General features: G+C 41.0%; 16 protein-coding genes. 11 read left to right on the top strand and 5 right to left on the bottom strand.

Annotation, left to right across the window (positions count from 1 at the left end; all coding sequences use genetic code 11):
* The first annotated feature begins 59 nt into the window (after window positions 1-59).
* The 3 genes from LCD32_RS17375 (at window position 60) to LCD32_RS17365 (ending at window position 3,293) form a co-directional block, all read left to right on the top strand.
* Window positions 60-1,556, top strand: a complete 1,497-nt coding sequence (locus tag LCD32_RS17375) for a sugar ABC transporter ATP-binding protein (protein WP_144667565.1) — start codon at window positions 60-62, stop codon at window positions 1,554-1,556.
* Window positions 1,553-2,566, top strand: coding sequence for an ABC transporter permease (locus tag LCD32_RS17370; protein ID WP_017368303.1), 1,014 nt, complete (start codon window positions 1,553-1,555; stop codon window positions 2,564-2,566). The genes LCD32_RS17375 and LCD32_RS17370 overlap by 4 nt, the downstream gene beginning before the upstream one ends.
* Before the next feature lie 94 nt (window positions 2,567-2,660).
* A complete protein-coding gene (locus LCD32_RS17365) occupies window positions 2,661-3,293 on the top strand; it encodes a GTP pyrophosphokinase family protein (RefSeq protein WP_007497867.1) in 633 nt (210 codons plus the stop codon).
* Between the two features lie 50 nt (window positions 3,294-3,343).
* Here LCD32_RS17365 and LCD32_RS17360 read toward each other — a convergent pair whose 3' ends face one another.
* Entirely contained in the window at window positions 3,344-3,493 is a 150-nt protein-coding gene (locus tag LCD32_RS17360; protein WP_017368302.1) for a hypothetical protein, read from the bottom strand.
* A 19-nt stretch (window positions 3,494-3,512) separates the two neighbouring features.
* The gene (locus tag LCD32_RS17355) at window positions 3,513-4,598 is read right to left on the bottom strand and encodes a tetratricopeptide repeat protein (RefSeq protein ID WP_007497864.1); all 1,086 of its coding nucleotides are present in this window, start codon (window positions 4,596-4,598) and stop codon (window positions 3,513-3,515) included.
* 529 nt (window positions 4,599-5,127) lie between these two features.
* On the opposite strand from LCD32_RS17355, the gene LCD32_RS17350 reads away from it, so the two are divergent.
* From LCD32_RS17350 to LCD32_RS17340, 3 genes are all read left to right on the top strand, one after another.
* Window positions 5,128-5,892 carry a transporter substrate-binding domain-containing protein gene (locus LCD32_RS17350; RefSeq protein ID WP_035389894.1) on the top strand — a complete coding sequence of 255 codons (765 nt, stop codon included), beginning with the start codon at window positions 5,128-5,130 and terminating at the stop codon, window positions 5,890-5,892.
* A 70-nt stretch (window positions 5,893-5,962) separates the two neighbouring features.
* Window positions 5,963-6,607: an amino acid ABC transporter permease gene (locus tag LCD32_RS17345; protein WP_024719504.1), complete on the top strand. Its 645-nt coding sequence runs from the start codon at window positions 5,963-5,965 to the stop codon at window positions 6,605-6,607.
* A complete protein-coding gene (locus LCD32_RS17340) occupies window positions 6,604-7,332 on the top strand; it encodes an amino acid ABC transporter ATP-binding protein (RefSeq protein ID WP_025208197.1) in 729 nt (242 codons plus the stop codon). The genes LCD32_RS17345 and LCD32_RS17340 overlap by 4 nt, the downstream gene beginning before the upstream one ends.
* Before the next feature lie 87 nt (window positions 7,333-7,419).
* On the opposite strand, the gene LCD32_RS17335 is transcribed toward LCD32_RS17340, so the two are convergent.
* The gene (locus LCD32_RS17335; protein WP_034660421.1) at window positions 7,420-7,803 is read right to left on the bottom strand and encodes a VOC family protein; all 384 of its coding nucleotides are present in this window, start codon (window positions 7,801-7,803) and stop codon (window positions 7,420-7,422) included.
* A 117-nt stretch (window positions 7,804-7,920) separates the two neighbouring features.
* On the opposite strand from LCD32_RS17335, the gene LCD32_RS17330 reads away from it, so the two are divergent.
* Window positions 7,921-9,102, top strand: a complete 1,182-nt coding sequence (locus LCD32_RS17330; RefSeq protein ID WP_224564367.1) for a class I SAM-dependent rRNA methyltransferase — start codon at window positions 7,921-7,923, stop codon at window positions 9,100-9,102.
* A gap of 37 nt (window positions 9,103-9,139) precedes the next feature.
* On the opposite strand, the gene LCD32_RS17325 is transcribed toward LCD32_RS17330, so the two are convergent.
* Window positions 9,140-9,820, bottom strand: coding sequence for a CidB/LrgB family autolysis modulator (locus LCD32_RS17325; RefSeq protein ID WP_025208195.1), 681 nt, complete (start codon window positions 9,818-9,820; stop codon window positions 9,140-9,142).
* Complete coding sequence (locus LCD32_RS17320) at window positions 9,814-10,197, bottom strand: CidA/LrgA family holin-like protein (RefSeq protein ID WP_008345527.1); 384 nt, start codon at window positions 10,195-10,197, stop codon at window positions 9,814-9,816. The genes LCD32_RS17325 and LCD32_RS17320 overlap by 7 nt, the downstream gene beginning before the upstream one ends.
* 165 nt (window positions 10,198-10,362) lie before the next feature.
* On the opposite strand from LCD32_RS17320, the gene cidR reads away from it, so the two are divergent.
* The 4 genes from cidR to LCD32_RS17300 all read left to right on the top strand — a co-directional run bounded on the left by cidR (window position 10,363) and on the right by LCD32_RS17300 (window position 13,255).
* Window positions 10,363-11,250 (top strand): cidABC operon transcriptional activator CidR, encoded by an 888-nt coding sequence (cidR, locus tag LCD32_RS17315; RefSeq protein WP_008345526.1) that lies wholly within the window; start codon window positions 10,363-10,365, stop codon window positions 11,248-11,250.
* A gap of 17 nt (window positions 11,251-11,267) precedes the next feature.
* A complete protein-coding gene (thiM, locus tag LCD32_RS17310; RefSeq protein WP_224564365.1) occupies window positions 11,268-12,092 on the top strand; it encodes a hydroxyethylthiazole kinase in 825 nt (274 codons plus the stop codon).
* Entirely contained in the window at window positions 12,079-12,768 is a 690-nt protein-coding gene (gene thiE / locus LCD32_RS17305) for a thiamine phosphate synthase (RefSeq protein ID WP_144716442.1), read from the top strand. Before thiM ends, thiE begins: the two co-directional genes overlap by 14 nt.
* 112 nt (window positions 12,769-12,880) lie before the next feature.
* A complete protein-coding gene (locus tag LCD32_RS17300) occupies window positions 12,881-13,255 on the top strand; it encodes a nuclear transport factor 2 family protein (protein WP_008345523.1) in 375 nt (124 codons plus the stop codon).
* The last annotated feature ends 219 nt before the right edge of the window (window positions 13,256-13,474 follow it).

Genomic DNA, 13,474 nt, shown 5'->3' with positions numbered 1-13,474 from the left:
TCTTTTCATAGAGGGTGTTTCGTTTTTCAATTGACGATCAGGAGAGAAGGAGGACACCTATGACAACGCCGCTTGTTCATATGAAAAACATTTCGATTGAATTCCCAGGAGTCAAAGCGTTAGATCAAGCAAATTTCACATTAAAAAAAGGCACAGTCCATGCCCTGATTGGGGCGAACGGCGCTGGGAAGTCAACGTTAATGAAAGTTCTCTCTGGTGCTCATTCACATTTTGAAGGAACCATCCACATCAATGGCGAGGCGGCGACCATTCATACACCGAAGGATGCGGCCTCATACGGTGTGCAGACCGTCCATCAAGAAGTGGATACAGCTCTAGTGCCATATTTAAGTGTTGGCGAAAATATGATGATCCATGAAATGGAGAAAAAAACATTCGTCCGTTGGAAAGAGATTCACCGCAAGGCAGCACAGCTGTTACAAGAGATGGACATTGACATCTCAACGAAGCGTCTTGTGAGTGATTTGACACTGGCAGAAAAACAAATGGTGCTCATTGCCAAGGCTGTGTCGATCAAATGCAGCATTTTAATTTTAGATGAACCAACCGCTCCACTTAGTCATGCAGAAACAAGCAAGCTATTCTCAATGATTCATCAATTGAAAAAGAACGGCACAGGCATCATTTTTATCTCGCATCGCATGCCAGAAATTTTCAACATCTGTGATGAACTGACTGTGATGAAGAATGGAACCGATGTGGCGGCGCACCTCATTAAAGAAACCGATCCAAAGCAGGTCATTGAAGAAATGCTTGGCGCGCCATTAGAGGATCAATTCCCATCCCGTACACCGCTTGAGGATGCACCGATTGTGCTTGACGTGAAAGAGTTGCATGACCAGCATAAATTAAACAACATTCATCTTCATGTGAAAAAAGGAGAAATTCTCGGGATTGCAGGACTAGTCGGTGCTGGTAAAACAGAATTGTGCAAAGCCCTATTCGGCGCCTCAGAAAAAAAGTCAGGCACTGTGCAGCTGCATGGTCAAACCATTCATATCAAGTCGCCTCATCATGCTGTGAGAGCGGGTATTGCCCTTGTGCCTGAAGAACGGAGAAAAGAAGGGATTCTAACAGAAGAAACTGTTGGATGGAACGTAACAGCTGCAAGTCTACGTTCGTTTACACGGCCGTTCAGCTTCTTACATCGTTCTAAGGAACGGAAGGCAGCAGATGGAATCGTCAAGCGGCTTGGCGTCAAGACACCTTCTCTTGAAGCGAAGGTGAAGCATCTCTCTGGTGGAAATCAGCAAAAGATTGCGATTGGAAAATGGCTGTTGGCTGAGGCAGATGTCTATCTCTTTGATGAACCAACCAAAGGTGTAGACGTTGGAGCCAAAAAGGACATTTTCTCCCTCATTGCAGAACTAGCTGCAAGAGGAAAAGCGGTTATTTATGCTTCAAGTGAGCTTTCAGAAATTGCAGGAATTGCCGACCGAGTATACGTCTTATATGATGGCAGCATTGCCCGGGAAATGACGGCACCAATGACTGAAGAAGAGCTTTTATATCATTCAACAGGAGGACAATCATGAGTGAACGACAAGTTTCAGCCCCAGTTCAACAAATCAAGAAACAGCGGCCATCCTTTCATCTGTTTGATTTCTTTTATCAATATGGCACCATCTTAACGATTGTCGTATTGATTGTTGTCTTTGCGGCAGCCAATCCGGCATTTTTACAGTCAGGAAATATCATCAACATTTTACGATCGATCTCGATTGTAACCATCATTGCAGTAGGGCTGACGATCTCATTAGCAGTGAATGGCTTTGATTTATCTGTAGGTTCAGTTGCAACGTTATCAAATGCAATTGTGATTTCCATGTTTGTATGGTTCTCGCAAAACCCACTCATTGCGATCCTTTCTGCGCTGGCGGCTTCTCTTATTGTCGGTTTGCTGAATGCTTGGATGATTGTCAAAATGAAGATTCCAGATATGCTCATGACACTAGCCATGATGTTTATCATTCAAGGGCTGGCACAAACCTATACGAAAGGTGCGACCATTTCTGAAAATATGGTGCTGCCTGATGGCACTTTTTCAACTGGCACCATCCCTGCCTTTTTCAGCAAGATTGGGCAGGTCCCCTATATCATTTTGATTATGGCGGCCATTGTGCTTTTTGCACATGTTTTTATGACTTACACAAAGCATGGGCGGTTGATGTATATCATTGGTGGAAATAAAGAAGCCGCCCGATTATCTGGTATTCATGTGAACAAATACAAAATCGCAGCATATCTGTTGTCTGCCTTATTTGCGGCGATCGGTGGTATCGTGCTGGCATCAAGGGTGATGACAGCAGAAATTAACGCAGGAACGCCATATTTAATGGATGGGGTAGCTGCTGCTTTTATCGGGTTTTCAGTCATGGGAGCAGGTAAACCAAACGCATTCGGTACGTTTATTGGTGCGGTGCTCATCGGTATTTTGCAAAATGGACTTGTGATGATGTCTGTCCCGTATTATGCAATGGATATCGTGAAAGGATCTGTGCTTGCACTGGCACTCGCGCTGACTTATTACAAACAGCGTGGCTAAGATGTATTTTTTTAAAACCATTTGCGTCCTCTCTCCGTCTAGTAAACGGAAAGCAGTGTAACAGCTGTTTGCCAAAAGGAGATGACAAAAAGAAATGAATATGTCAGCAACTCATGTAGAAGATTTGAAAAGTGTCATGGAAGACTGGAAAAATGAATTATTAGTATATAAATTTGCATTAGATGAAATGGATACAAAGTTTTCGATTATTAGTCAGGAATATAATTTAATCCATGGACACAACCCAATAGAGCATACTAAATCACGGATCAAATCCTTTGAAAGCATCGTGAATAAACTAGCGAGAAAAGGATGTGACATCACCACACAATGTGCCAAGGAGTACATACATGATATCGCTGGTGTCCGCATCATCTGTTCGTTTATTCAAGATATCTATAACATTATTGATGTTCTGAGGCAAAGAGAGGATTTAAAGATCCTTGAAGTGAAGGATTACATTCAGCATCCGAAACCAAATGGCTATCGAAGTCTTCATTTAATTGTTGAGATTCCTGTTTACTTAACGAATCGTGTGGAGCATGTGAAGGTTGAAATTCAGGTGCGGACCATTGCGATGGATTTCTGGGCGAGTCTCGAACATAAAATCTATTATAAACTGCAAAACGATGTTCCTCATCAGCTCACCGATGAACTAAAGGAAGCGGCAGATATCGCTCACTACTTAGATGAAAAAATGCAAAATATCAAACGAGAAATTGATTAACCAATAAAAAGAGTAGCTGTTTTGAATGACAGCTACTCTTTTTAGTCTTATTAAGGGTTGGTGCCTCGATCTCTCTTTTGAATGATCGTACCGTCATCTTGCGATTGTGCAGACGGGCTGCCTTTTTGTGTAGAAGTACCAATCCAAACACCTGTGAACAAGAGCGCAAAAATCGCACTTGAGATCAGCCATTTTTTCATCATACATCACTCCATCTTCTTAACAAGTTTTGAATGACAATGCCTTGTTCTGAAAATACATTGCTTCTTTCGGAAGACCATTTTCAGTTAAGTAGGCGGCTACATCCTGACAGATAGCCTCAAGATCAACAAGGAAATTCATAGATTCTAATTGATCACAATAAGAAATGATCTGCTCAATCATGTTGTTTGGCTGGAGCATCAATGTTTCTAAAATGGATAATTTAAGTGAAATGTTTCGTTGTTTTAAATTTTCTGCTTTTTGAAGTGAAAGCTGTACATAATAGTGGAACAAACCAGGCTTTTTCAGCTTAAATAGCGCTTTCGTGTAGGCATACAAGGCCAGTAAATAACCGCCTGGAGAAGAAGTTTCGAATGCCTCAATCAATAAAGCTTTTTCTAGGAGCGGCACAGCTTCACTGTATTCACTTCTTAGACTTTTAATAAAGGCTGCATTGCAATATGCGTGACCAAGTAAATCTGGATCCTCCATCTGTTCTAGTGAGTGAATCACCTGTCCAAACAAAGTTTCTGCCTCTTCATATTTCGATTGATCCGCATAATTCAGAGCAAGCATCATTTGACAGCTGATTGATTTTTTCACATAACATGGATCTGCGTCGTAAATAGACGAAGCCTTTTTTAAGTGGTGGATGGAGAGAAGTGTGGATCTTATATTATAGTATAGACAGCCTGTTTTATAATGGAATTCTGCTTTTTCAATGTCATCATGAACGAGATCTAATTTATCCTCTGCCAATTTCAAATGGTGAAATGCTGAATCTTGATTCCCTCTGCGCATTTCATACATGCCTTTAAAGAAATAGAAATAGTAGCTGAGCATATCATCTGTACGAATCGCATTTTCATCCACAAAAAGACTGTGATCTAACGAAGCTGTATCTTCGACTAAATCTTTGAAACGATATTCTAAAAGTTGATAGTAGAGTAAGACGTCTTGATTCTCTTCCATTCGATCAAATGCTTGAAGAATTTCTTCTTTTAGCTGTATTGCTTCTTGTATGTCTCTTTTTTTCATCAAGACATACCAGTCATTTAGCATATTTGCTACATCAACGGATGACAAAACACCTGTTTCTGCCAATTGGTATCCTCCTTTCTTCACCTATTCATTTCTGCTGATTCTTATTTGTCTGAATCATCTTTCCATATTAAGTATCTTCTTATATTTTAAGCGGTCTATCTCAATTTGTAAAACATGTTTTTTGATGTAAATTCAACCAGTAGTGAAAAAAATAGGGAGTAGGGATCGAATTGTATACGCTTACATTTTTTTAGGTAAAAAGAGGATGTTGAAAAAAATATATCAGGATATCAATAGAGGAAGAGAGACAGTGAAAGAGGGTTTTTTCATAGGTGAGAAAGAAGTGGTATTGATAAAGGAGTGTTCGCGGTTTTTTGTGAGATTATATCACATGAATATTGTGAAACATGCTTCTTTCAGAATAAAATGAGTTATTCGCAAAAAAGTAAAATTTAAAGAGACTATCGATCTAGAATTGTATGGATCTTTGGTATTGATAAAAAATATCACACAGTATAGCTTTAGCGTGGTATAGTAAGATTGTTATTGCGAATATTTAGACAAAACTGACAATTGGGGGTCGTGTTTTATGAAGAAATCGATGTTACTGATCATGGGACTAATTGTTGTGCTCGTCATGGCAGCCTGTGGTTCAAAATCGGACAGCGGTTCGGGAGAAGGCAAAGGCACATATAAAATCGGGATAGATACAACATATCCGCCATTTGAATTTGAAAAGGGCGGTAAATATGAGGGAATAGACGTTGATTTAATTAACGCCATTGCGAAAGACCAAGACTTCAAAGTGAAGCTTGAAGCAATGGATTTCTCAGGGATCATTCCAGCGATGCAAGCAGGTCAGCTTGATGTTGGAATGGGTGGTATGAGTATTACAGATGAGCGTAAAAAGAAAGTGGATTTCTCAGATCCATACTTCGACGCTGGTCTGACAGTTGTTGTGAAAAAGGACAGCAGCATCAAATCGATTGATGATTTAAAGGGGAAAAAGCTAGCTGTTAAAAATGGGACAACAGGTGCAAAATTTGCAACAGATAACGCAGACAAATATGGGTATGAAGTAGTTCAATTCAATGACAGTCCATCTATGTTCCAAGAAGTATCTAATGGAAATGCAGATGCTTTAATTGAGGATTACCCTGTCATTACGTATGCGATCGCACAGCAAGACTTGAAATTGAAAACAGTTGGAGATCGCTTGAATGGAGACCAATACGGGATCTCAGTGATGAAGGGGAAAAACCAGGACTTATTGAAGAAAATCAATAAAGGGCTGGAAAACCTAAAGAAAAACGGTGAATATGACAAAATTATTGAGAAATATTTGAAGTCATAACACAAGCGAGGCGCGCTCAGAGCGCGTTTTCTTTATGTGTCAACCGTATGTGAATTAGGGAGGGAGAAACATGGATACGATTGTTAATGCATTTCCGTATTTAATGGAGGGTTTGCAAACCACTTTATATATCTTTGTTGTTGCTATCATTTTAGGTTTTATCATCGGGTTGATTGTGGCGCTATTCCGCCTGTCACCATTTAAAATCTTGAACTTTATTTCACTCGTTTTTGTCAATGCCATTCGAGGGACGCCATTTATCGTACAGCTATTCTTCATTTATTTTGGGCTTAATACACTTGAATTCATTTCGCTTGATCGAGTGCCAGCAGGGATTATTACAGTAGCGATTAATGCAGGGGCTTATTTCTCAGAAATTATTCGTGCAGGGATTCAGTCCATTGATAAAGGACAAACAGAAGCCGCACGCTCTTTAGGATTCACAGGTGGACAAAACATGCGTTTTATCGTTCTTCCACAGGCATTCCGCCGTATGCTTCCAGCCATTACTAACCAAGCTATCATCAGTTTGAAGGACACCTCTCTCTTATCGATTATCGGTATTGCTGATATCATGCAGCGGGGACAAGTTCAAGCATCGGCTACATTTGATCCTTTGAATGTCTGGCTTATTGTCGGTGTCATTTATTTCGTGATCATTTATTTACTTTCTCTACTGGCTAGCTACGCAGAAAGGAGATTTGATGTGAAATGAGTATGATTACGGTGAAAAACTTGAAGAAATCCTTTGGTGATAACGAAGTCTTAAAGGATATTAATGCAGTCATCGAGGAAAAAGAGGTTGTATGTGTCATTGGTCCTTCAGGATCAGGGAAAAGCACATTTCTAAGATGTCTCAATAAATTAGAGGATATTACGGCTGGGGAAGTTGTTGTCCACGGACATACGATTACAGACCCAAAAGTGAATATCAATAAAGTACGACAAGAAGTTGGCATGGTGTTTCAGCACTTTAATTTATTTCCTCATAAAACCGTGTTAGAAAATATCACGATCGCACCGGTGAAAGTAAAAGGGATGGAGAAGAAAGCGGCAGTCGATAAAGCATTAGACTTGCTTGAAAAGGTCGGCTTGAAAGACAAGGCCAAAAGTTACCCTAACCAATTATCTGGTGGACAAAAACAGCGTGTTGCCATTGCAAGAGCCTTGGCGATGGACCCGAAAGTGCTCTTATTCGATGAGCCGACATCTGCTCTTGACCCTGAGGTCGTTGGGGATGTTTTAGCTGTTATGAAACAATTAGCAGTCGAAGGAATGACGATGATTGTCGTCACACATGAAATGGGCTTTGCAAGAGAAGTGGGAGACCGCGTGATCTTTATGGATGGCGGATATATCGTCGAAGAAGACAAACCAGAAGCACTCTTTGGAAACCCGCAGCATGAGCGTACCAAATCATTTCTTAGTAAGGTGCTATAAAAAAAGAGTAAGAGCAGGTATGCTCTTACTCTTTTTCTTTTGTGACGAGAATGAATATACCGATTCGCATGCATTTCCTAGGAAATATTATCGTTGGAAGAACTCAATCCACTCTTGGTCTGGCCCTCGGAAAAAGAAGTAGCAATAGCCATTGGGTAATGTTGTGATTTCTTCATCTATTAGCTCAATTTGCAGCTTTTGAATACGGTTAAATTCTGCGTGAATATTATCTGTTGTGAAGGCGAGGTGGTGGACCTTTCCTTCAGATGGAAGGTCACTGCTATACCCTTGAATGAGTTCAATTTCCGTTTCCGTTTCGTCTTTAAAGCCAAGAAAGGCAAGTTCAATGACTCCGTTTGTATGAGTGATGCGATCCTTTAATTTCATGCCCACCACTTTTTCATAAAAATCAATGGACTGATCAATATTTGTCACCATAATCCCTGTATGATCTAAGCGTAATGTTGTCAAAAAAGAGCCTCCTCTATGTCGAGTTGATATTTTTCTCCTCATCTTATCATAATAGAAGTAACGTATACATTCATATGGTAGGATAGAGAGAGTCAATTTAGGATAAGGATGACACAAATGAAAAAAATCTCATTAAAACAAACATTTGCAGAACAAGTGAAAAAGGGATATCCGCTTATTTCAAAAGATGCTGTGTCGCGTGTGAACGGTGTACAGGAAGGCGAGCTCATTGAATGGGTAGATGAAAGAGGCTCTTTTTTAGGGAAAGGATATTATGGTGTGCAAAATAAAGGCATCGGTTGGGTACTTTCCTTTGACGCTAACGAAAAAATAGATCAGCCCTTTTTTGTTTCTAAACTTGAACAGGCATCCAAAAGCAGAACGCATCTATTTCGTGATGCACAGACGACAGCTTTCCGTGTGTTCAATGGGGAAGGGGATGGAATTGGTGGAATCACGATTGATTATTATGATGGATTCTATCTCATCCAATGGTATAGCGAAGGTGTTTATACATTAAAAGAAGATGTATTGGCTGCGATTGAGCAGGTGTACCCTGACTATAAAGGCATTTATGAAAAGAAACGATTTGATACGTCTGGACAATATATCGAAGATGACGATTTTGTAAAAGGGGAGAAAGGTGAATTTCCTCTTATCGTCAAAGAAAACGGGATGAACGTGGCGGTTTATCTAAATGATGGTGCGATGACAGGTATTTTCCTTGATCAGCGTCATGTGCGAAAAGCAATTCGAGATCGCTATGCAAAAGGAAAGACCGTCCTTAATACGTTCTCCTATACCGGCGCTTTCTCTGTAGCAGCAGCGCTTGGCGGAGCAAACCGTACGACAAGTGTAGATGTTGCAAACCGCAGTTTGAAAAAAACATCTGAGCAGTTTGAAGTGAATGGCATTGATGTAGACGGGCAGGATATCAAAGTCATGGATGTCTTTAAATATTTCCCGTTTGCGGCGAAAAAAGGCTGGAGCTATGATGTTGTGATCTTGGACCCACCATCCTTTGCACGAACGAAGAAACACACATTCAGTGCAGCGAAGGATTATAAGAAACTATTAAAAGAAGCCATCCAGATCACAGCTGAGAACGGCGTCATTGTGGCGTCAACCAATAGCAGTGCATTTGGGATGAAAAAGTTTAAAGGATTTATTGCACAGGCCTTTAAAGAATCTGGGAAAACGTATCGTATTCTTGAGGAATATACACTTCCTGAGGACTTCCGTACAACGAAAAATTATCCTGAGGGGAACTATTTAAAGGTTGTCTTCATCCAAGCATAAGAAAAAGCCATTTTCCGATAAGGGGAAATGGCTTTTTCTATAGGGCAAACGACATTAGGACAGGCGCTGCACATAATGTAATAATGGCCGAAATGATCATGGACACACTTGAGATCGTGCCTGAGACCGAGCTCAGTTCAAAGGCCTTCGATGTGCCTGCACCATGTGCTCCTGTACCAAGCAGAACGCCCATTGCAATGTCATTATCAATACGGAAATAACGGATAACCAATGGCCCAATGATTGAGCCAAATAATGCTGTTAAAATGACGAATACAGCCGTAACGGACGGCATCCCGCCAATCATTTCAGACACACTCATTGCAACGGGTGTTGTGACGGATCTTGGGACGAGGCTCTCGATCAGACTCGTATCCAAATGAAACAATTTGGCGATAAACGCTGTTGATAAAATCGCAACGATAGAACCGCAAGCCACATTTAAAATAATTTCTACTGCATGCTTCTTCAGAATGTGAAAATACTTATATAAAGGAATGGCAAATGCCACAGTCGCAGGTTGAAGCATATTTGTCAGCCATTTTCCGCCTTGATTGTAAGCATCGTAAGGAATGTTCACGATTAACAGCAAGACCACAAGAACAACCGGTGTCACAAGTAAAGGGGAGACATAGACTTTCGGATGACGTTTATAAACCGCTTTTGATCCGAGATAGATCAGAATGGTTAAGATCAAAAATAGTCCGCCAACTAACATAGCTTTTTTCGCTCCTTTCTTTTCGCAATCATCTGCGTCATCATGCCAGTCGAGAGCATGACCACAAAGGTACTAAGTAAAACCACAAGGACAATACTTGTGCCAGATTGAGAAAGTAATGTTCCGTAATCAATCACACCTACTGCTGAAGGGATAAAGAAGAGCAGCAGTTCTCCGAGCAGCCATACGGCGCCAAGTTCAATCCATTTTAATTTAATGATGTTAAAATGAAGTAATAAGAAAATGACAAGAATGCCTAAGATCGTGCCCGGAATTCTTAAATGCAAAAAGGCCGCCAGCACATTCATCAATTTCGCAAAAGCAAATAAAGCCATAATCTGAAGGGTAGCAATCAGCGACGTTTTGAGCAATTGCACTTTCTGTTCACTCCTTTTTCTATATAAATTGTTCACTGTTTCACAAAAACAACACAACGTTCTAATTGGTGAGCTTACTTTAAAGTGTACAGCACGTTCTATTATAGGTAAAATACATATATCGAATAGTTAGTATTCCTTTTGTCTATAGAAAGGGTGAACCATGTGGACATCAGACATTTAACATATTTTTTAGAAGTGGCACGGTTAAAGAGTTTTACGAAAGCATCGCAATCGCTCTATGTGTCGCAGCCGACCATTTCCAAGATGGTCAAAAACCTAGAGGATGAGCTAGGTGTGCAGTTGTTTTACCGTAATGGCAGACAGGTTGAAATGACAGATGCTGGACAAACCATGTATACACAGGCGAGTGAAATCACACAATCCTTTCAGAATTTAACGAGTGAATTAAATGATTTAATGAATGTGAAAAAAGGACATATCCGAATAGGACTGCCGCCCATGATTGGATCAAGCTTTTTCCCAAATGTGATGGGGGAATTCCGCCAGCAGTATCCAGATGTCACCTTTCAATTGGTGGAGCACGGCTCCATTAAAGTAGAGGAAGGGGTAGAGGATGGATCATTAGATATTGGTGTCATTGTTCTGCCTGCAAATGATAAAATTTTTCATACATACACCATCATTAAAGAGAATATGAAGCTTGTCACCCATCCATCACATCCGATGGCAGGACGTGATGAGGTTCATTTGGCTGATTTAAAGGAAGAGTCTTTTATTTTCTTTCGAGAAGATTTCGTTCTGCACAGCCGAATCTTAAATGAATGTATGAATGCGGGATTCAGGCCAAACGTTATTTATGAAACGTCACAATGGGATTTCATCAGTGAAATGGTTGCTGAGAACCTTGGAATCGGGCTTCTGCCTGAACGGATTTGCCGTGATCTAGATCCTGATAAAGTGAGGATCATTTCCTTAAATCCGTCTATTCCGTGGCATTTGGGTGTCATTTGGCGAAAGGACCGCTACTTGTCCTTTGCTGCAAGAGAATGGTTAAAGCATACAAAATCCTATGTGTGGGATGCAGAGTAAAAGGGAGGACGATACAGATGAAATTAAGCTGCGTGTCTCATCTTTTGGAAAAGGTTCGAGCGGAAAATCCGCTTGTCCATAATATCACCAACCAAGTTGTGACGAACTTTACAGCGAATGGACTGCTTGCTTTAGGTGCTTCTCCAGTCATGGCAAACGCCAAAGAAGAAGTGGCAGAAATGGCGCAATTAGCGGATGCACTTGTGCTGAATATCGGCACACTAACACAGGATACAGTGGAGGCAATGGTCATTGCTGGACAAGCGGCCAATGAAAAAGGTGTACCAGTTCTATTAGATCCTGTTGGTGTTGGTGCGACAACGTTTCGGACGAGTGCGGCGAAACAGCTGTTACAGCAAGTGGACATCACTGTTGTCAGAGGGAATGCTGCTGAAATGGCTCATTTAATTGGAGTGGAGGGCTGGCAGTCAAAAGGCGTGGATGCAAAAGGGGCAAATGGAGATGTATCGTCTTTAGCAAAGCAGGCGGCAAAAGCACTTCAAACCGTTGTGACGATTACAGGGGAAGTGGATGTCGTGTCAGATGGAGAAGAGGTTCTATCTATTCATAATGGACACGAATGGTTAACCAAGGTGACAGGGACCGGCTGTTTACTCACCTCTGTCATAGGGGCATTTTGTGCAACAGGGGAACGTCCCATTCATGCGTCGGCATCAGCTCTGCTGTTTTATGGTGTCGCTGCAGAAAAGGCAGCTCAGCAGACAAATGAGAAAGGGCCAGGGACCTTTCAAATCGAATTGTTAAACGCGCTGTCCAATACAAATGGTCAAGATGTGATCACGTTAGGAAAAATAGGGGGAGTTTTGCATGACGAAGGTTGATCAGCAGCTAATCAAACAGCAATTATCGGTTTATTTTATTATGGGAACAGCGAATACAAGCCGGCATCCGCTTGATGTGGTGAAAGAGGCCATTCAAGGCGGGATCACGATGTTTCAGTTTCGTGAAAAGGGTGAAGGTGCTCTGCAAGGTGAAGAAAAGAAAAAAATCGCTCGGCAGATTCAAGCACTTTGCCAAGAAGCGAATATCCCCTTTATCGTAAATGATGATGTACAGCTTGCAATCGATCTTGATGCAGATGGTGTCCATGTTGGGCAGGAAGATACACTTGCACAAGATGTACGGCAAAGAATCGGGAATAAAATATTAGGCGTGTCCACGCACAATCTAGATGAAGTGAGGCAAGCGATGAAGGACGGGGCAGATTACGTTGGGATGGGTCCAGTCTATCCTACAGAAACAAAAAAGGATACACGCAGTGTCCAAGGTGTTTCTTTAATCAACGAAGTACGTCAACACGCTCTTCACATTCCCATTGTGGGCATCGGCGGTATCACATATGAAAATGCGGCACCAGTCATCCAAGCGGGAGCCGATGGCATTAGCATCATTAGCGCCATTAGCCAAAGCGCTAATCCGAAAAAAGCTGCGGAAGAACTAACATCTCTCGTCGAGTCAGAGAAAGCAGCTCTTTCATCTGTAAAAGACATGGATTGACTCATCCATGTCTTTTCTACCTGCGTGAAAAATAGACAGAAGAGATACAATTGTGTACAATCAAATTGTTTGATTGTTTTCGAAATGACAGGTAAATAAAGGAGAATGAATCATGGAAGTGCTCGATACGTATTTTCGCCGATATGATGAAGCGGGAAAAGGGCAAGAGCAAATGAACGAATTGCTGGCATTGTTTTCTGATGATGTCATGATTGTCTTAAATGGTGCTGAAAAGCCTGGCATCCAAGCGTTCACACAGTTTTTGAACACATTTTTCCACGTACATGAAGACATTAAGCACATGTGGGATGGCTGGGTGAAACGAGAAGATGGGAAGTATGAAACAAACTGGGCTGTTTGCGGAAAGTTAACAGACGGTCGTGTATATACAGCAGAAGGCATTGATATTGCGGAGCTGGATGATCAAGGAAAGATCGTTTATTTAGAAAACGTCCCGAAAAACCCAGAGTTATTCCAGCGATATTAAAAAGCCGGCAGAGCGGATATTATCCCCTCTAATTAGACAGTATGAGATAATAAGCAAGCATGGGGCTTGCTTATTATCAGATTTATTTATCCGTAAATAGCTTATCAATCAAACTTATAGCAACAAAACAAAATGGAAATGCAATGAAAATGTACAGAACGTTTTTAGGTACAAACATATTGTAATAATAGAAAAATACACTCATAAATAAAATCATCA

This window comes from Bacillus sp. RSS_NA_20 (assembly GCF_020165915.1).
In the GTDB taxonomy this organism is placed as follows: domain Bacteria; phylum Bacillota; class Bacilli; order Bacillales; family Bacillaceae; genus Bacillus; species Bacillus altitudinis.
The sequence above is the reverse complement of the archived record's forward strand: the minus strand, read 5'-3'. Positions and strand labels throughout refer to the sequence as shown.